Raw genomic sequence first — 19,861 nt, forward strand, 5'->3', positions numbered from 1 at the left:
TTTTTGTCGCAGATTACGCAGAGAAATGCGGATTATAACCAAGAAAAAATAAATCTTGGACACGGAGATACAGTGAGGGAAAAAAAGAGAACACAGAGAAAGAAATAGTCACGAATGACACAAATTAATACGAAAAAAATCTCTGTGAACCTCTCGTGTTATCTCAGAGAAACTCTGTGTCAAAAAGAAAAAGACTTCTGTGGAATAGCGATAGGATAATTTACTACTTGTATATTATTCGTGTAATTTGTGACGAAAGTTTGGATTTTAAGTTTTAATCAGTAAAGGTCCTAGCTATTAATCAGGTTTTATCAATGTATCTTTGAATTCAAAGGGAATAGAACACGGATACTCCGCATACACGGAAAGAACTACAATAATCACGGATGTCTGTGAGGAGCGAAGATTCCTGTTTGCTATTAAATGTGGTAAAAATATGGTAAAATATATAGGAAATATTTCACTTTTTAATGAAGTGTTGAGATAAAGATCTACTTGGGTAGATTAGAAAAGATAGTAAAAAGGAGAGAAATGAGACATAATAAAAACACACTTACAAGAATTATATTTTTTACAATTATATATCTAACTTATTATAAGTTATTCAGAGTATTTCATAGATCAGATAATTTAGCTTTTTATATTATGTTTTTAATTATGGGGTTATCCTATTATCTTGTAGGTTACTTAGATTTTAGTAATGGGAAGATCACAAAAAAAGATATAGTATATTCAGTAGCAATAAATTTTATTTTAGGTGGAATAAACTATGTTTTTACAGGAAGTAAAAAAGAATTCACTGTATTTATTGTGATGATAATAGTAGCGAATTTAGTTAAATGTTTATTGGCGAGTTTAAATAAAAGTAGAATAAATGTTCTTTTGACGGGAGAAAATAAACTAACTAATAAAATAAAAAAAAGTATTGTTAAATCTGATAGGTATGTTTATGTAGGAAAGTGCTGTAGTGAAAATATAGAGAATTTAAAAGAAATTGTCTTTGAAAAAAAAATAGATATGATAATAATAACAGAAAAATCTATTCTAAGAGATTACCAAAATTTACTGTTGGATCTTAAATTAAAAGGGATAAAGATACAGACCTACTGGCAGTTTAATGAAGAAACCGAGGGGAAAATTGATGTTACTAAGATCGATGAAAAATGGTTGATTTATAGTGTTGGTTTTAACATCCTTCATAACAGTCTTCAAAGAAGGGTTAAAAGATTATTTGATATAGTAGTAGCAACTTTAATAGCTATCCCAGCTTTTCCAATAATGGTGATAACTGCTATCTTGTTAAAGATAATAGGGCTAATAGATAAAAAAGAGTCTGGGCCCCTATTATTTTGTCAGATGAGGGTAGGATTAGGGAACGAACCTTTTAAGATGTATAAGCTTCGAAGTATGATAACTAAGGAACACTGGGCAGCGGTAGGTTTTGATCCGGAAAAGGAAAGTTGGACAACTATAGGAGATCCTAGGGTTACGAAATTAGGTAATTTTTTAAGGAAAACTAGATTAGATGAGTTACCACAGTTGTTAAATGTATTTCGAGGAGATATGTCTTTTGTAGGACCAAGACCAGAAAGTGTAGTTTATGTGGAGGAGCTGGAAAAAACAATCCCGTTTTATAATTTGAGACATAGTGTACAACCTGGATTAACAGGATGGGCACAGGTAATGTATCCCTATGGGGCTACTGTAGAAGATTCGCTGAGAAAGCTGGAGTTTGATCTTTACTATATAAAATATCAAAACTTTGTTCTAGATTTAGGGATATTTTTTAAAACGGTGAAGACGGTGTTGTTTGGAAGAGGAAGGTAGTCTGCCTTCACAAGACGTACAAAAAATGTATAAAAGAATGGAGGAAATATGGAAAAATTTTCAGTTTTGATGTCGGTATATAAAAATGAAAAAGCTGAATATATGAAGTTAGCTTTGGAAAGCATCTATACAGAACAAATATTAAAACCAAATGAGATAGTATTAGTTCAAGACGGCCCTCTTACAAAGGAACTTTACGAATTAATAAATAAATATAAAGAAAAATATAAAGGGATTTTAAAAATTGTATCTTTAAAAAAAAATATGGGGTTAGGAAATGCATTAAATATAGGTTTAAAAAAATGCTCATATGAGATAGTGGCTAGAATGGATACTGATGATATAGCTTTTCCTGAAAGGTTTGAAAAGCAAATCCCTTATATAAGCAAAAATAAAGAATTGGGAGTGCTCGGAAGCTCTTTATTGGAATTTGAAGGAACTAAAGATAATATATTGGCAGAAAAAAAAGCACCAATTAAAAATATAGATAAATATATAAAATTTAGGAATCCGATAAATCATCCAACTGTAGTATTTAGAAAATCAGAAGTTTTAGCTGTAGGGAGTTATAAAGAAATAAATTTATTTGAAGACTATTATTTATGGGCTAGAATGTATATGAATAATAGTAAAATAGAAAATTTAGGAGATGTGTTATTATATTTTAGATCATCAATAGAAACGTATGAAAGACGTGGTGGTTGGAAATATGTAAGAGCTGAGTGTAGTTTACAAAAAGAATTTTTTAAAATAAATTTAATTAATCTAAGTGAGTATATTAGAAATATAATAATAAGGAATTTAGGGAAAATAGTTCCAAATAGAATAAGGAAAATAATTTATTTAGAGTTATTGAGGTAAATGTATTAGGATATAACGAAAAGTAAATAATAATATATTAAAATCAAATAAAAAATTGAGGTGGAGTATGCCAAAGCTTAAACCATTTAAGGGGTATAGATTAAAAAATGAGAATCTTAATAAGTTAGTTCATTTAAATCATAGTTCTTTGAATAAACTGAAAATATTAGAAAAAGAGAAATTAGTTAGATTAGGAACTGTAAATGGAAAAATGTCAGATCATATAGAACTTTTAGATAGAGAAAAAGATATTTATTATAATGATTTTTTAGTCAAAGATCTTGAAGATAGTTACTATATATATTCGTATGGAGATTTAATAACTAAAAAAGAATATAGAGGGATTCTTGGGAAGGTTCTTGTCAGAGACTATTTAAATGGTAATATAAAAACCCATGAATTAACAAGAGATGAAAAAATTACAGATATGGTAAAAAATTTGAAAAACTTTAATAGTGAAACAGCACCTGTATTTTTAACATTTAAGAAACAAGGTAAAATAGATGAACTATTATTCAGATATTCAAAGGATTCTAACTTAATTCATACAGTGATAATGGGGAATATAGAGAAAAAAATATGGAAAATCTCTAAAAAAGAGGAAATAGAGCAAATTCAAAAAGAATTTAAAAAAATAGAGACATTTTATATAGCTGACGGACATCATAGATCTTATTCGAAAAGCAAATATAGTGTAGATAGTAATTTTCTGGCAGTAGTTTTTTCAGAAGATCAAATAGAAGTATTGGATTATAATAGATTAGTAGTCGATTTTAATGGGAGAAACTTAGACGATATTTTTGAAGAGATTGAAAAGGATTTTGAGTTGATAAAAACATCAAAATCAGAAATTTTATGTAGATCTAAGAATGATTTTGTAATATATGTGAATAAAACTTGGAATTTATTTAACTTAAGAAAAGGTATAAGAGAAAGCTTAAAAGAAGTAGAAGAGAAATTAGATGTATCAATACTTCAAAATTATGTATTAGATCCAATATTTGATATAAAAAATCCAACAAGAGATAAAAGAATAAAGTTTTTTGGTGGTTTAGGGCACAAAGAGAAATTAGTGAAAGAAGCAGATAAAGAAAATGGAGTTGCATTTTTTCTTTACCCTACAGGAAAAGAAGAGTTTTTTCAAATAGCTGACCAAAATAAGATAATGCCTCCAAAATCTACATGGTTTGAACCTAAAATAGCATCAGGAATAATAATTCATAAATACAAAGAGGGTGAAGAATAATGCAAGGACTGATATTAGCAGCAGGAATGGGAAATAGACTGGGTGAATATACTAACGATAACACTAAGTGTATGGTAGAAGTTAATGGAAATAGATTAATAGATCTAGCTTTAGAAAAATTATATAACTGCGGCGTTAGAAAAACAATTATGGTTATAGGATATAAAGGTGAGAATGTAAAGAAGTACCTGGGGTCAAACTATAAAGAAATGGAAATAGAATATGTTGAAAATGATGTCTATAATAAAACAAATAATATCTATTCATTGTGGCTTGCAAAAGATAAGCTAATTGAAGATGACACAATATTAATTGAAAGTGATTTAATATTCGACGAGAAAATATTAAGGGATTTAATTGAAAGTAACGACAAAAATAGTGCTGTTGTATCAAAATTTGAAAGATGGATGGACGGAACTGTAACAGTGTTAAATAAAAAGCGAGAAATTGTAAGTTTTATTCCAGGAGTAAACTTTGATTGGGCAGCAACAAAAGAGTATTATAAAACTGTAAATATTTATAAGTTTTCCAAAGAGTTTTCTGAAAATACGTATGTTCCATTTTTGGAAGCATATATAAAAACCTTAGGAAATAATGAATATTATGAGCAAGTTTTAAGAGTAATATCCCAGTTGACAGAAGTAGATTTTAAAGCACACATATTAACTGAAGAAAAATGGTACGAGATTGATGATGCTCAAGATTTAGATATAGCTGGTGCTATATTTGCCAAGGGAGAAGAAAAATTAGAGAAATTTCAAAAAAGATATGGAGGTTACTGGAGATTTCCAAGAGTAAAAGATTTTTGTTATTTAGTAAATCCTTATTTTCCTAACAAAGAGATGTTAGATGAATTTAAATATAACTTTGATACATTATTATCTGAGTATCCTTCTGGTCAAGGGGTTCAAAATTTATTAGCAGGAAAGATGTTTGCTTGTAATCCTAAAAATATAATTGTAGGAAATGGAGCCGCAGAATTGATAAAAATAATAACTAATGAGATCGAAGGGAAATTTGGAGTTATATTCCCTACATTTAATGAATATCCTGAAAGGATAGGCTACGATAGAGTGGAACAGTTTATACCTAAAAATAATGAATTTAAATATTCTTCTGATGAATTAATCGAGTTTTCTAAAACAATAAAAGCATTAATCCTTATAAATCCAGATAATCCAAGTGGACACTTTTTAAGAAAAGAAGATATCATTAAAATCTTAGACTCTTTTGAAGAAACAGGTCAATACTTAATTCTAGATGAATCATTTGTAGATTTTGCAGGGAAAGAGGAGATGTACTCAGCTATTGATAATGAATTAATGAATAGGTATAAAAATTTAATAGTTATTAAAAGTATCAGTAAAAGCTATGGAGTACCTGGATCAAGGCTGGGAATACTGGCAACAGCTAATAAAAATATAATGGATAAGGTAAAAAAAGAAGTATCTATTTGGAATATTAACTCATTTGGAGAGTATTTTTTGCAAATATTTGGGAAGTATTCAAAAGTATATTTAAAGGCTTGTCACCAAATTGCGAATGAGAGAGATAGATTTTATGGCGAATTACAAAATATAAGTTTTTTAAATGTAGTTCCATCAAAAGCTAATTATTTCTTGTGTGAATTAACTAATGATTTTACAGCAACGCAACTTGCAACTAAATTATTGAATGATGACGATCTATATATAAAAGATTTAACGGGAAAGATAGGAATTGAAGGGGAAAAATATATCAGGTTAGCTGTAAGGGATAAAAGTGATAATGATTATCTTTTAGAAAAACTAAAAGGGGTTGAATTTAAAAGTGAAAGATAAAAATAAATCTTTAGTTTTAAGTTATAGTGATATAAAAGAAATGAAATTGTCTATAAAAAATATAATAGATGAGATTAAAAGCACAGTAGTAAAGCATGCAAATAATGAGGTTTATTTAGAGCCTAAAATCACTTTAAGACCTCGAGAAGGACAATTTTATACAGCTATGCCAGGTGGAATAAAAGATGAATATTTAGGGTTAAAGTTAATAGAAAGATTTGATAAAAGTGAAAATACTCCAGGAATATTTGGTACACTATTACTAAATGATGAGAAGACAGGGAAGCTACTTTCAATTATGGATGCGACATGGTTGACTTCAATAAGAACAGGTGCTATAGCAGCTATAACTATGGAGAAATTAGCCCAAAAAGGCTTTGATTCTATATCTATAATTGGATTAGGAAATACAGCTATGGCTTCTTTAATTTGTATAAAAGAAATTTTTCCTGATTTAAAGAAAATTAATATCCTAGCATATAAAGATGCTCACAATAGATTTATGAAGAGATTTGAAGGCTATGATTTTGAATTTAATGTTTACGAAGATTTAGAGTCTGTTATAAAAGCTAGTAAGGTAGTAATAACTAGTGTTACTTATGCAGGTAAACCCTTTGTGAAAAAGGAATGGCTACAAGATGGAGTGTTAGCTATTCCTATTCATGCAAGAGGATGGCAAGAATGTGATCCTTATTTTGATAAAGTTTATACAGACGATTATGGACATACAAAACATTTTATTCCAAACTTGACTGCAGAACTAGGAGAAGTAGTAGCAGGATATAAAAAAGGGAGAGAAAGCGATGCAGAAAAAATAATTGCTTATAATATAGGAATGGCAATAGATGATATAGCTGTAGCTAAACTGATATATAAGAAAGCTTTAATAGAGAAAAAAGGAGTATATATAGATATCGCAGATTATAATGAAGAATATTATGTTTAGAATTATAGTAGAATTTTAAGGTGTGTAGATAGTCTAAACATAAATAATGTTGTTAATTGGGCACAAGATAATATGGGAAAAGAATATTTAATTAACAATAAGATAAATCCCAATAATAAAGAGGGATTGTATCCACAAAATTCAGGTATTAAAACAAAAGAAGAGTTAATTAAGTATCTAAATGAAAAATATGGAGAAAATTGTAATAAAATTATTTAGAAAACTTGGTTTAATGGCAGAGATTTTAAAAATCTATAGTATTTTGAGATATCTATTTATAAAATTATAAGAATTCAAAATGTAATAAGGATCAGAAGAAGTACTCTTCTGATCCAAAAAGTTCAAATTACAAATATTCATTTTTGAGAGAAAATACTCTCGTTTACTGTGCTACAAATTTGTATGAAATATTAGAAATATAATTAGGTTAAAAAAACTTTACATTTAGAAACATGGTGTGAAGAAGATGACATAAGATACTTTGAAAGATATCAAGAAAAGCATATCTTTAAATAAACTAATATTTTTCCTCTGAAAAAATATAAATTTTACAATGTAGAAGTATTAGGTCCGACTACAGACAAAATTTTAATATATTTATATGGCTCTGACTATAGGGGTGTTTTTTATAAAAAAGTATCATTTTATAAAAAAGAAAATTTTATTAAAAGATTTTAAAGCTGTCAAAATAGAGATGAATTTTTAATAATTAAAATCATAAAAAATAAGCAAAAGGACAAATTATGAAAAAGAGTATTACAAAAAATTTTATATATAGCATGTTGTTAAATATAATGAACTTGGTAGTTCCTATTTTAATAACTCCATTTATTTTTAAAAAATTAGGTCCTGAAAGTATAGGAGAAGTAGAATTTACTTATTCATTAGCAAAATATTTTTTAATAATAGCAACATTTGGAACATTAACTTATGGGTTAAGAGAATTAAGTAAAGTGAAAGATAATAAAAAACAAAGTAATTTAGTATTTTCAGAGATTTATTCTATTAAAATACTAATGACATTATTATGCACAGCAACCTATTATGTATATGTATATATACAATTTAGAGAGAAAGAAACCTATGGGTTATTTTTAATTTTAGGTGGATTAATAATTTCTAATTTATTCAATATAGAATGGGTGAATAGAGCATATGAAAACTTTAAATTTATAGCTATAAAAACTATCATAATAAGATTAATCTACATAATTCTTATAGTTTTATTAATAAAAGATAAAAATTCTAAGCAATTATATTTAAGTTTAATAGTTATCAATGAAATGTTAAATTATATAGTTAGTTATATATATATATTTAAAAATAATATTTCTTATAGAGTTAAAGATGTGAAAATCTCTAATTTAAAGTATCACTTTAAATTATTGCTAGTAATAGTTTTAATGATTAATGCAAATGTATTGTATACACAATTTGATAAAATAATGTTAGGGTTTTATTCTACTAAAAATGAAGTTGCATATTATTCAATAGGACAAAAAGTTATGGGGATAAGCTATACAATAGTAATGACAATGGTATCAGTAAGTGTGCCTAGGCTTTCATATTATTTAGCAAATGAAAAAGAAAAATATTATAAGTTACTAAATAAATTAATTGAATTTTTATCATTATTAGTAATACCGATGTCTATAGGTATAATAGGATTGAGCAAGGAAATAATATTATTCTTTGGAGGAACTCAATATTTGGAAGCGGATTTGTCAATTAAATATTTTGGATTTAGGCTTGTAGTTGCAGGAGCGGCAGGAATACTAAATGGTCAAATATTATTTTTGCATAAAAAAGAAAAAATAATATTTAAGTTTTTGGTAATCTCAGGGATATTAAATGTAATTTTAAAATTCAGTTTAATAAGGTTTGAAAATTTAAATTCTTCAACGGCTATTTTAACAACAATAATAGCTGAAATATTTTGTATATCTTTATATTATTCTTATATAATTAAAAAGCTAAAAATAAGTTTAAATAGATATAAAGCAATAAGAACATATGTAGTTATAAGTTTTGCTTTTATACCAACTATTTACTTTATAAAACAATTTTCATTTCAATATATATTAACAATAATTTTTTCGATTATAGTTTGTATAGTGATATATACTATAGGATTATTAATGGCAAAAGATAAATCGTTTTTAGAAATAATAAAGATAATTAATAGAAAATTTAAAAGGAGATAATATGCTAATTGAATTAAAAAGTAAATTTAAAAAAATATGTTTTAAATTAGGAATATCAAATTTAGGGAAAAAAATATATTTAGTATTATTTTCTAAATGTTTTGAAAATAATTTAAATAAAAATTTCAAAAAAAATGGTGAAGAAATCCTTAGAAAATTATACAATGCATTTGATGAAGTGGGATTAAAATGTTGGTTAGATTATGGAACGTTACTGGGTTATGTAAGAGAAAAAGACTTTATTTCCCATGATTTAGATATCGATGTTTCTACTTTATTATCTAATAAAGGGGAAGAGTTACAAATAGCTTTAGAAAATCAAGGATTTAAAAAAGTTGCTGATCTAGAAATAGACAATGGAAAGTATGGGGCAGAAGAAACATATAGATATAAAGGTGTCGATTTTGATATATTTTTTTATAGAGAGCATGAAGGTAAATATTTGACACACGGTTTTACAAGAAAAGATAATTTAACTTGGGACGAGACAGAAAAAAAATTAGGAGGATTAATTGTCAGAGAGTTAACATTTTCCTTGTTCGAATTGGAAAAAATTAACTTTAAAGGGGTCCAATGTTATATTCCCTCAAATGCAGAGCAACACTTAGAGGAACATTATGGTTCAGGATATATAAAACCTGATGATAATTATGAAGCTAAAAAACAAAATAGAAAGACATTAAATAAAAAAATAGGAAAAATTAAATTAAATATAAAATGAAGGTGTATAAATGAGAATAAAAATAGAAGAAGTTATTTTAATCCTAGGGACTATTTTATGTCCACTGTTATTTTTCCCATTAATATTTTTAGAAAGCTTAGTGAATAAAGAAATAAAAAAAAAATTCATATTTTCATTAGGAATTTTAGCATATCTGTATATTCCTACAACATTTGACGATTTAAGTAGAATTTATATTGAGTATGAAACTCTAATAATAGATCAATGGGTAGACATTTTTAATAGAAAAGATTTTTTTCTACCTCTAACAATCTATTTAAAAAATCGATTTTGGTTTAGTAAAGAATTAATGCCGTTTTTAGCATTAATAGTAATTTATGGAAGTAGTTTTAAAATATTTAATAAATTAGTTGAAGTTAAATCTAAATCTAAAATTAAAATAATTGAGTTTCTGTTTTTATTTTTATTACTCTTTACGAATTTGATACCAAGAGATATAATAACAAAAGTTCGAATGCCATTGTCGTTAGGAATTATTTTATATTCTATCTATATAAGAGTGTATGAAAATAAAAAAAATAAAGCTATAATAATTTCTATTTTTGCTTTTACGACTCATTATTCATCAATAGTATATGTTTTTTTATGCTCATTTTTAGGAAATAAAAAAATAAAAAAAATGATCGATGTGTTATTCTGTATCTCACCTTTATTTTATTTATTAACTCCTAAACTATTATATACTTTACTACAATTTTTACCTATTCCTTCAAAATTTGATCGATCGATCTATACGTATACATTAGGTAGCTATGGAATAGGATATGAGAAGGCAATAAATGCAAAGATTTATAGTTATACATATAATTTAGTAGGATATTTTAATTTATTATATTTATTTTTATTTAAAGGAAAATCTAAACTAAGACCATATGCAAAGGGGTTATGGGTATTTGGAAGTATATTTCACGTGGTTAATAATTTATTTTTTAGATTTTCGTTTCTACCAAGAATATTAACTGTTTTAGTCATGGTTGATGAGTATTTAATAGAGAATAAAAAAACTAAATGTAAATATGAATATATGATTTTTTATTTATTAGTATCAATAATTTTATTTTCATTGACATTATACATGATGCGGGAAAGTATTTTAGAGAGTTGGATAAAAAAATGTTATTACAATATAATAATGGTATTTAATAATAATATTAAAATAAATGAATTTATAATAAAGTAAAAGTTTGGAGGGAACAAATGAATGAAGAAATTGATGTGATAATAATATGGGTTGATGGGAATGACCCTAAGTGGTATAGAGAATTTTTAAAATATAGCCCTCAAAAAATAGATACCTCAAATAGTAAATCAAGATTTAGAGATTTTGGAACCTTGAAGTATGTTTTTAGAGGGATCGATAAATGTATTCCATGGGTAAGGAAGATACATTTTGTTACTTCAGGTCATAAACCAGAGTGGTTAAATGTAAATCATCCCCAAATTAATTTTGTAACACATAAAGAAATGTTTTATGAGAAGAAACACCTACCAGTGTTTAATTCAAGTGCTATTGAATTAAACTTTCTAGGAATTAAAGATCTTGCTGACAAGTTTATATATTTTAATGATGATATGTTAATTTTAAAGAAAACTTCTCAAGAAAGGTTTTTTAAAAATAATTTACCAGTAGACTTTCTACTCCAAGGGGTTCCTAGAAGAGGGAAGCTCTATAAAAAATTTATTTCAAATTCTTTATGGGTTGATGCAATTAATAATAATATAGATCTAATCAATAAGTTTTTTAATAAGAAAGAACAAGTGGAACAGAACAAAGAAAAGTATGTTTTTAAAGAGTATGGCTTTAAAAATATACTAAAAAACAAAATCTCTAATATAGTTTCAAAATATTATCACTTTGAACACTATCACCATCCTCAGCCATATTTAAAAAGAACATTGGAGGAAGTTTTTAAAGAATACAAAGGTGAGATATTGCTAACAAGTTCTCAAAAGTTTAGAAGTAAAACAGATTTGACACAATATATTTATAGATATTGGCACCTTGTAAAGGGAGAATTTAATCCACATTATGAAAAGGATTTTAAAACTTATAATGTATCTTCAAAAGAAGTAGCGGATCAATGCATAGAGGGGTTGAAAAAATATAGATTTGTATGTATAAATGATGATCCTAACCTTAAAGAATATGACTTAATAAAAAAGAACATTACAGAAGAGCTAGATAAAATTTTCCCTAAAAATTCTCAATATGAATTATAAGGGATAAGAGGAGAATAATATGGAGTATATAAAGGATATTATAAGTAAATTGGGGTTATTTAATTTAATAAAAAAAATATTTAGAAAGCCTTTATTAAAATATAAATCAGCAAGATTTCATAAAAATTCTGAAGATGTCTTAAAAAAAATATATGAAATTATGAAAGAAAGTAACTTTCAACTTTGGTTTGAGTATGGGACATTATTAGGGGCAGTAAGAGAAAATGACTTCATAAAGCATGATTATGATTTGGATTTTGGAATGAAATATGAAGCTAATAAGATAGAAAAAATTGGTGAAAAATTATTAGCGAATGGGTTTAAAAGAGTTAGGAGGATAGCTTTAAAGGATAAGGTAATGGAAGAAACATACAGTTTAAATGGAGTTTTTTTAGATATATTTTATTTCTTAGAATCAGAAGAAAACTTTATAGGGTATGTATTTGAAGCAGAAAAAAATATGAGTTTTAATGAAACAATAAAGCAAAAAGGAGGATTAATAACGAATGAACTTAAACTAACAAAATTTTCTTTAGAAAAAATTAAATTTAAAGGTTTAGACGTTTTAATCCCTAGAAATTCAGATGAACATCTAAAAGAGTGTTATGGTAAAAATTATATGATACCGAATAGTAATTGGCAACCGTGTCACAATAATAGGCGAAAAAAAATAGAAATATTAGGAAAATTAAAGTGAAAATTACTGTTTTGTGGAGGAGGTCCAGAAAAGTCTGCAAATAGAGAAATACTTCCTATGATAATTTCTTAATACCATAAAAATTTATGAGTTTTCATTAATTCAAGTACAAGTTTAAAATTTTAGTATGTCAAGCAAGCCTTTAAAAAATGGTTTCTTGGCATATTTTTTACTTTATTCTGGGGTTGTATCAGCATATATTATTAATAATTGACCACAAACTTTCCCCAATTTCTAAGAGGAGAAGCCCATTTTTTAGTAGCTATTTGAGTTACCAGGCGCAATGCTTTAAGTAGAGTAGTATCTGAAGAGAAAATACTTCTTTGATGATTTAGGCGCTTATAAGTAGTGTTTAAGTTCTCTATTCCAGCTTTTCATAGAATTAGTGTAAGATTTATTTCATTTATCTGTAATTGCAACCATTAATTTATAACTCTTTCTTTAGAAGGAGTGGTATATATTGCTTTGAGATCTTTCGCATATTCTTTTCTATCTTTATACGATACATATTTAAACTTGATGAACAATACATCTTTGATACTCTATTTCTGAAAATGTCACTGAGATGCTTTCTTTTATTCTAGATAGTCTATCTGCGCACATTATCAGGATATCCTTAACCCCTGGATTTTTAAGCTCATTAAGAATCTCTAACCAATATTTTATTTAGAAACTTTTTTGGATACTCCCTACAGGAATACACACTGTAATTTCATAGCACCCTCATGCTTCAACTACAGAGTTATATTCATAATTCTAAGTTTCAGTTATGCGACAAAAAAAGTTTAATTAGTAGCAAAAGAAAAAAATCTTAGTGAGCTTAGTGTAAAGGTTTAGGTTTTATACATTTAATTTTTTTATTAGGTATAGAAAAAATTAATATTCCTATAATGTTAGTGATAATCCTAGTTGTTATCAAGTTTTATCCATGTGCGATAAGTTTTATTTAAGGAAGGTATTCACCTTTTTTTTTTATGGTATAATATAGAGATAGAAATTATAAACATATTTTTATAAAAAGGAGAACTTAACCATGAAAACATATTTAATAACAGGTGCCGCTGGATTTATAGGTGCCAATTTTTTAAAATACAAATTAAAGCAAAATGATAGTAATAAATATATAGTTTTAGATGCTTTAACCTATGCAGGAAACCTAGGAACTATCAGTGAAGAGATAAAGGATAAAAGGGTAACCTTTGTTAAAGGAGATATCTGCAACAAAGAGTTAGTTGAAAATATTTTCATGAATAATGATATTGACTTTGTAGTAAATTTTGCAGCAGAATCTCATGTAGACAGGTCTATCGAAGATCCTGGGATATTTTTAAAAACGAATATCCTGGGAACCCAGACTTTGATGGATATAGCCAAACAACACTGGACTGTCGGAAAGGATGAATTTGGATATCCGATCTATAAGGATGGAAAAAAATTCTTGCAGGTAAGTACTGATGAAGTTTATGGAAGTTTGGAAAGAGAATTCCCGGAAGGTCAACAATTAGATGTAACCAGTGATGGGATAAAAGAAGTTCTTAAAGGCAGAGAAGCTATGCCTAAAGTTTTTGGGAGTAAGTTCTTTACTGAAAGTACTCCTCTAGATCCTAGATCACCCTATGCTACTTCTAAAACAGGTGCCGATATGCTGGTAAGAGCTTATGATGAAACTTATCACTTTCCAGTAAATGTAACAAGGTGTTCTAACAACTACGGCCCTTACCATTTCCCTGAAAAATTAATTCCACTTATAATTAAAAATATATTGGAAGGGAAAAAACTTCCGGTATATGGAGATGGGAAACAGGTCAGAGACTGGCTCTACGTAGAGGACCACTGTAAGGGCATAGATATGGTAATAGATGGCGGGAAACTTGGTGAGGCATATAACATCGGTGGATTCAATGAAGAAACTAATATTAATATTGTGAAGATGACCATTGATACGATAAAAAGACTAGTGACTAGTGATGAAGTGACAGGTGACAGCAGAAAAATTAAAGATGAATATAAAAATATAGTAAAAACGGATATTAGTAATATTAATTATGATCTGATAACTTATGTACAGGACAGATTGGGGCATGATGCCAGATACGCTATCGATCCCACTAAGACTGTAAAGGAATTAGGTTTTTATCCAGAGACTCCATTTGTTGTAGGAATAGAAAAAACTATCAAGTGGTATTTAGATAATCAAGAATGGGTAAATGATGTAGTCAGTGGTGACTATGCCAAATACTATGAGGAGATGTATAATAAATAAAGTAAAAGAGTATAGATTATCTATACTCTTTTTTTTTGAAGAGCCAGTCACGAATTACACGAAGAAAAATCTCTGTGTAAAAAAGAAATTAACCACGAATGACGCCAATGAATGCTAATTTTAAAGAATTGGAACACTGATGTTATCACATACACAGAGTAAACTTTGATAACCACGGATATTTATTTTTAGTTAAAACCAAGAGGGAATAAAATTTATGAAAATTAGAGATTTTCTTCTTTCTCCCTATGAGGGAGAGAGTGGCGATAGACGAGAGAGGGTCAAATAGGAACGCGAATATCTACATACACGAAAGAAACTCTAGTAATCACAGATCTAAATCTTGGTACACACATATACCCATCATATAACCTCTGTGTAACCTGTGACAAAAATAAGAAAACTTCTGTGCTATGACAGTAAGATGTTTAAAGAGTAGTGTAGATCAGTGGCAAAAGAAGTCATGGCTTAGTCAGATTAAAGTCAGGCTCAAAAAAAGAATTCTTAGTGAGCTTCGTGTAAGGGTTAGGGTTATACATTTAATTTTTATCTTTAAGTATGATAAAAATTAATATTTGTATATTATCAGTGGAAATCAGAGTTCTTATCAGATATAATCCTTATACCTGTTAACTTTAAAGACTCTAAGGAATATGTGACAAAAATATTTTAAAAAAAGTACAAAAAATAGAGAAAATCTATTTTTGTACTTTTTTTTGGTATTTATTGTTATCATAGTTTTTATTGGTACTATTGACGTTGAGAAAGGTAATATAGTATTTTTCTTAAAAATCTTAAAAAAAACTTAATTTGTTGTTGACATTTTATCAAAATGTTATATAATACTGTTATAAAGACGGATAAAGTAATTCGAAAGAGTACAAGTTTGTTTTTTTTAGGTCAATAAGTGAAAAAAGTAATTACTTTTAATAAATTTAACAAGGGGGAAGAAAATGGAGGAGAGAAAGAGAAAAAAACTGAACACGTGGTTATTTATTGTTATTTACGCTTTTATGGGGATCTTAGCAGGAGTAGCACTGGATACTATGGTAACTTTTTTAGATGCGTCGGAAAGCACTAAAGCTGTAGCGGCTAGTATGTCTATAATAATGGGTATTGGGTTTGTTGGAGGAGCAGGATTGTTATTTTTTATACCTAAAGTTGGATATAAAAAAATCCTTCTTACAGGACCAATTATTATAAGTGCAGGAATACTTATGATAACTAAGATACATAATGTTTCTATTGTATTTATATGTGCAGGACTTGTGATGATAGGAGTATGTATGTTTGACGCTATACTTCCTCCATTTTTAAGTTGCTATACTACAGATGAAGAGAGACAAAAGGTTTTTTCTACAACAATCTGGACAAACATTTTAGGTATGGTAATAGGAACCTGGGTTGGTGGAAGATTAATTGCAACTAGATTTTCTTCTAGATTAGGTCTTTCATATGAAGAGGGGAGTAAACTTACAGAGGATATTAAGAATTTTAGTCCTGAGCAATTGACTCAATATATAGGAGCTCATAGTGATGTACTCCTAATCTTTATAGGAGTAGCACTGATTAGTATGATTCCTATCTTTATCTTAAAGGAAGAAAAAAAGGATTATACAAAAGTAACAGCAGATGTAGGGAAAACAAAAGTAAAAACAAACTGGAAAGATTTTGCTAATAAATATGTTATCTTCTTCTTGGCCTTTGGATTCTTGATCAGATTAGGAGCGGCTCTAGTAACACCATATTTCCCAATTTATTTAAGTAGAATGGGAATAGATAGAGCTACAACTTCTTCACTTATTTCATACCAGTACTTTGCAATGGTAATATTTGTAGCAGTATCACCTTGGATAGTAAAGAGAATTGGAAGGGTAGGAGCTTTAGGAGGTTTAGCCCTTGTATCAATACCATTTATGCTGGTAATAGCAAATGGTGCTATGTTTGGAGCCTATAAGGTAATAGCTATTGGAATGGCATTATTTTTAAGATCAGGATTTATGAATGCTTCTCAACCGGTACAACAAAGTTTACCTATGGAGTTTGTATCTAAAGAGATGAGACCAGCTTATAGTTCAATAATATTTATAATTCAAGGGTCGGCTCAATTTATAGCTGGTGGATTGGGAATGAAATTTTTATTCTCTAGACCAGGAGGATATGCAATGGCTTATTATGTTACAGGAACGATATATATAATTGCTTCACTTATGCTTATAGTAGTTTTCTATAAGAAATATAACAGAGTGCATGCAGTGGAAGAGTTTAAGGTTTCAGAAGAGATGGCGTAAAGGATAGAAAAAAGAATATAGAGGATAGATTAAAATCTATCCTCTATATTCTTTTTTGATTATTACAGTGGGATTGGAACGACTATAAGCTACGGTTAAAAGTTATATATTATGAATATATTTTATTTCTTTCCCACTATGGAGGGGGAGAGTGCCGAAGGCGAGAGAGGGTAAACAAGGTTCCAAAGTTTCCGTCTTTGATACGGCTCTATTTGCTTTTTATGTGTCACATTTAAATTTTTTTATTGAGTATAAACAAATTTAATATTCGTGAATCGAAATAGAGGAAAGAAAAGCAGACTTTTTCTAAATGATGTTATATTAGTAAGTCAGAGGTAATGTACGTCTTTTTATAGCTACAGTCCTCGTTACACTGCGTACTCGCAAGGGGCATCCCCAAGACTTCTAGAGATTATTACATAATCTAAGAATCTTGAGAAAACTTATTCTGTTGTACGACTTAGTAGAATATCTACTGCGAAGTAGGGTAACATCTAGAAAAAGAATATAAAAAAACTTGGACCCAGAGATATTCAGAGAAAAATGGAGTATACTGAGAAATCTCGGTAAATCTCTAATAATAAATTTTAAATTTTTCCTAGTTATAAATGTTTTTAATGCTCGTATAACCCCTCAGTGAACCCCTGTGTCAAAAATAAGGTCTTTAAAACTTCTGTGCTTTAACAGTAAAACGATTTAATTTGTGTAGATTGGTGGCAAAAAAGAAAAAAGGAAATTTTTGATCTGCGAAAATTATAGCTCTTAATTAGATTTAATCTGCGTTCTATGTTTTAGCAGTTAATTTTTTTTATAAAAAGTAGATAGGATAATAAATTTTAAAAATCCATGGCAAAAAATATATGACTAAAAAAAATCCAAAATTCTAATTAAATATGTTAAAATATAAAGTAAATAAATTATAAAATTGGAAGAAATAGGAGTTGAAAATATGTTACTTATTGAAAAAGAGATAGCAGGTATATTTAATCAGATGGTAGAAAATTCATTTGAAGGGGTAGAAGGGCTAAGGGAAGTTGATATCCAGCCAGCTACAAATGATAAATTTGGAGATTTCCAAACAAATTTTGCTATGACGAATTCTAAAATAATAGGAAATAATCCAAGAGCCATAGCTACTAAATTATTAGAGGGATTCTTTGAAAATGAGATCATTGAAAAGTTAGAGATCGCAGGACCTGGATTCATTAACATATATTTAAAGGAAGAATATTTAGGAAAAAGAATAAATAGTATGACTACTGAAAAATATGATTTTTCATTTTTAGATACCCATGGAGATGTAATTATAGATTACTCTTCTCCTAATATTGCCAAAAGAATGCACATAGGTCATCTTAGATCTACTATCATAGGTGATTCTATCAAGAGAATATATAACCACTTAGGATATAACACAGTAGCAGATAACCATATCGGTGACTGGGGAACTCAGTTTGGAAAATTAATCATTGGATATAGAAACTGGCTGGATCAGGATGCGTATAAGGCAGCTCCTATTGATGAATTAGAGAGGGTATATGTAAAGTTTGCTGTGGAGTCAGAGCATAACAAGGAATTAGATGATCAGGCAAGATTGGAGTTAAAAAAATTACATGAAGGTGACGAAGAAAATTATAAACTTTGGAAGGAGTTTATAAAGGTATCGTTAGATGAATACAATAAGGTATACAAGAGGTTGGATATTGAATTTGATACATATTTCGGAGAATCTCACTACCATGACATAATGCCAGGAGTTATAGAGGAATTAAAGGAAAAGAAGATAGCTGTGGAATCTGAAGGAGCCCAAGTTGTATTTTTCCCTGAGGAAACAAAATTAAATCCATGTTTAGTACAAAAAGGAGACGGGGCATACTTATATGCAACTTCAGATATAGCTACAGTTAAATTCAGAAAAGAAAACTATGATGTAAATAAATTGGTTTATGTAACTGATGAAAGACAACAGGATCACTTTAAGCAATTCTTCGCAATAACTGAGATGATGGATTGGGATATTGAAAAGAAGCATATCTGGTTTGGAATAATGAGATTTGCTGACGGTATATTCTCTTCTAGAAAGGGAAATGTAATCAAATTAGAAGAACTTTTAGATGAAGCTAAAAGAAGAGCATTAGAAGTTGTAGAGGAAAAAAATCCTACACTGTCTACAGAAGAAAAAGAAATAATTGCAGAAGTAGTTGGAACTGGAGCAGTTAAATATGCTGACCTTTCTCAAAATAGACAGAGTGCAATAATATTTGAATGGGATAAAATCTTAAGTTTTGAAGGAAACACAGGACCTTATTTACAATATACATATGCAAGAATTCAGTCTATCCTTAGAAAAGGAGCAGAAGCTTCTAAAAACTTAGATGAAAATGCTGAAGTTAAATTCATAGAAAAAGCAGAAAAAGCATTGACACTGCATATGAATCAATTCCCAGCAGCGGTATTAAAAGCTTCTACAACATATAAGCCAAACTTAATCACAGATTATTTATTTGATCTAGCTAAGAAATTTAATACGTTCTATAATGCTTGTCCAATATTAAATCAAGAGGATAAGATTTTATACTCTAGATTATTGATTGCAGATAGAACAGCTAAAACTCTAAAAGAGGGATTAGGATTATTAGGAATGAAAACAGTAGATAGAATGTAGACCTCACCTCTGACTCCTCTCCTAGACTAGGAGAGGAGAAGTGGAGAAGAATACTTTAATAAAAAATTAAAAGAAAGAG

General features: G+C 28.2%; 14 protein-coding genes and 1 pseudogene. 14 read left to right on the forward strand and 1 reads right to left on the reverse strand.

Annotation, left to right across the window (positions count from 1 at the left end):
• The first annotated feature begins 531 nt into the window (after positions 1-531).
• The 11 genes from K337_RS0103305 to K337_RS0103355 all read left to right on the forward strand — a co-directional run bounded on the left by K337_RS0103305 (position 532) and on the right by K337_RS0103355 (position 12,563).
• A complete protein-coding gene (locus tag K337_RS0103305) occupies positions 532-1,827 on the forward strand; it encodes a sugar transferase (RefSeq protein WP_028855334.1) in 1,296 nt (431 codons plus the stop codon).
• A gap of 48 nt (positions 1,828-1,875) precedes the next feature.
• Positions 1,876-2,688: a glycosyltransferase gene (locus tag K337_RS0103310; protein ID WP_028855335.1), complete on the forward strand. Its 813-nt coding sequence runs from the start codon at positions 1,876-1,878 to the stop codon at positions 2,686-2,688.
• Between the two features lie 67 nt (positions 2,689-2,755).
• On the forward strand, positions 2,756-3,934 hold the full coding sequence (locus K337_RS17560) for a DUF1015 family protein (protein WP_051251585.1): 1,179 nt from the start codon (positions 2,756-2,758) through the stop codon (positions 3,932-3,934).
• Complete coding sequence (locus K337_RS0103320; RefSeq protein ID WP_028855336.1) at positions 3,934-5,754, forward strand: aminotransferase class I/II-fold pyridoxal phosphate-dependent enzyme; 1,821 nt, start codon at positions 3,934-3,936, stop codon at positions 5,752-5,754. The genes K337_RS17560 and K337_RS0103320 overlap by 1 nt, the downstream gene beginning before the upstream one ends.
• Positions 5,744-6,700, forward strand: coding sequence for an ornithine cyclodeaminase family protein (locus K337_RS0103325; protein WP_028855337.1), 957 nt, complete (start codon positions 5,744-5,746; stop codon positions 6,698-6,700). Before K337_RS0103320 ends, K337_RS0103325 begins: the two co-directional genes overlap by 11 nt.
• A 72-nt stretch (positions 6,701-6,772) precedes the next feature.
• The gene (locus tag K337_RS19720) at positions 6,773-6,919 is read left to right on the forward strand and encodes a hypothetical protein (RefSeq protein ID WP_156877300.1); all 147 of its coding nucleotides are present in this window, start codon (positions 6,773-6,775) and stop codon (positions 6,917-6,919) included.
• A gap of 524 nt (positions 6,920-7,443) precedes the next feature.
• Entirely contained in the window at positions 7,444-8,904 is a 1,461-nt protein-coding gene (locus tag K337_RS0103335) for an oligosaccharide flippase family protein (RefSeq protein WP_028855338.1), read from the forward strand.
• Between the two features lies 1 nt (position 8,905).
• Positions 8,906-9,625, forward strand: a complete 720-nt coding sequence (locus K337_RS17565) for a LicD family protein (RefSeq protein WP_051251586.1) — start codon at positions 8,906-8,908, stop codon at positions 9,623-9,625.
• Between the two features lie 10 nt (positions 9,626-9,635).
• Complete coding sequence (locus K337_RS0103345; protein ID WP_028855339.1) at positions 9,636-10,826, forward strand: EpsG family protein; 1,191 nt, start codon at positions 9,636-9,638, stop codon at positions 10,824-10,826.
• A gap of 17 nt (positions 10,827-10,843) precedes the next feature.
• Positions 10,844-11,866 (forward strand): stealth conserved region 3 domain-containing protein, encoded by a 1,023-nt coding sequence (locus K337_RS0103350; RefSeq protein ID WP_028855340.1) that lies wholly within the window; start codon positions 10,844-10,846, stop codon positions 11,864-11,866.
• 19 nt (positions 11,867-11,885) lie between these two features.
• Positions 11,886-12,563 (forward strand): LicD family protein, encoded by a 678-nt coding sequence (locus K337_RS0103355; protein WP_028855341.1) that lies wholly within the window; start codon positions 11,886-11,888, stop codon positions 12,561-12,563.
• A 203-nt stretch (positions 12,564-12,766) separates the two neighbouring features.
• On the opposite strand, the pseudogene K337_RS20465 reads toward K337_RS0103355, so the two are convergent.
• Positions 12,767-13,226 (reverse strand): annotated as a pseudogene (locus tag K337_RS20465) (transposase); the annotation flags it as partial.
• Positions 13,227-13,596: 370 nt separating this feature from the next.
• Here K337_RS20465 and K337_RS0103360 point away from each other — a divergent pair.
• From K337_RS0103360 to argS, 3 genes are all read left to right on the forward strand, one after another.
• The gene (locus K337_RS0103360; RefSeq protein ID WP_028855342.1) at positions 13,597-14,826 is read left to right on the forward strand and encodes a dTDP-glucose 4,6-dehydratase; all 1,230 of its coding nucleotides are present in this window, start codon (positions 13,597-13,599) and stop codon (positions 14,824-14,826) included.
• A 953-nt stretch (positions 14,827-15,779) separates the two neighbouring features.
• A complete protein-coding gene (locus tag K337_RS0103365) occupies positions 15,780-17,117 on the forward strand; it encodes an MFS transporter (RefSeq protein WP_028855343.1) in 1,338 nt (445 codons plus the stop codon).
• Positions 17,118-18,066: 949 nt separating this feature from the next.
• The gene (argS, locus tag K337_RS0103375) at positions 18,067-19,782 is read left to right on the forward strand and encodes an arginine--tRNA ligase (protein WP_028855344.1); all 1,716 of its coding nucleotides are present in this window, start codon (positions 18,067-18,069) and stop codon (positions 19,780-19,782) included.
• Positions 19,783-19,861: the final 79 nt, after the last annotated feature.

It is taken from the genome of Psychrilyobacter atlanticus DSM 19335 (assembly GCF_000426625.1).
Taxonomy (GTDB): domain Bacteria; phylum Fusobacteriota; class Fusobacteriia; order Fusobacteriales; family Fusobacteriaceae; genus Psychrilyobacter; species Psychrilyobacter atlanticus.

Bases quoted from the DNA above. Each gene is read 5' to 3' on its own strand.
- K337_RS0103355 (WP_028855341.1), top strand. From the start codon at position 11,886: ATGGAGTATATAAAGGATATTATAAGTAAATTGGGGTTATTTAATTTA.
- K337_RS0103345 (WP_028855339.1), top strand. From the start codon at position 9,636: ATGAGAATAAAAATAGAAGAAGTTATTTTAATCCTAGGGACTATTTTA.
- K337_RS0103335 (WP_028855338.1), top strand. From the start codon at position 7,444: ATGAAAAAGAGTATTACAAAAAATTTTATATATAGCATGTTGTTAAAT.
- K337_RS19720 (WP_156877300.1), top strand. From the start codon at position 6,773: ATGGGAAAAGAATATTTAATTAACAATAAGATAAATCCCAATAATAAA.
- K337_RS0103310 (WP_028855335.1), top strand. From the start codon at position 1,876: ATGGAAAAATTTTCAGTTTTGATGTCGGTATATAAAAATGAAAAAGCT.
- K337_RS0103360 (WP_028855342.1), top strand. From the start codon at position 13,597: ATGAAAACATATTTAATAACAGGTGCCGCTGGATTTATAGGTGCCAAT.
- K337_RS0103365 (WP_028855343.1), top strand. From the start codon at position 15,780: ATGGAGGAGAGAAAGAGAAAAAAACTGAACACGTGGTTATTTATTGTT.
- K337_RS0103305 (WP_028855334.1), top strand. From the start codon at position 532: ATGAGACATAATAAAAACACACTTACAAGAATTATATTTTTTACAATT.
- K337_RS0103350 (WP_028855340.1), top strand. From the start codon at position 10,844: ATGAATGAAGAAATTGATGTGATAATAATATGGGTTGATGGGAATGAC.
- K337_RS17565 (WP_051251586.1), top strand. From the start codon at position 8,906: ATGCTAATTGAATTAAAAAGTAAATTTAAAAAAATATGTTTTAAATTA.
- K337_RS17560 (WP_051251585.1), top strand. From the start codon at position 2,756: ATGCCAAAGCTTAAACCATTTAAGGGGTATAGATTAAAAAATGAGAAT.
- argS (WP_028855344.1), top strand. From the start codon at position 18,067: ATGTTACTTATTGAAAAAGAGATAGCAGGTATATTTAATCAGATGGTA.
- K337_RS0103320 (WP_028855336.1), top strand. From the start codon at position 3,934: ATGCAAGGACTGATATTAGCAGCAGGAATGGGAAATAGACTGGGTGAA.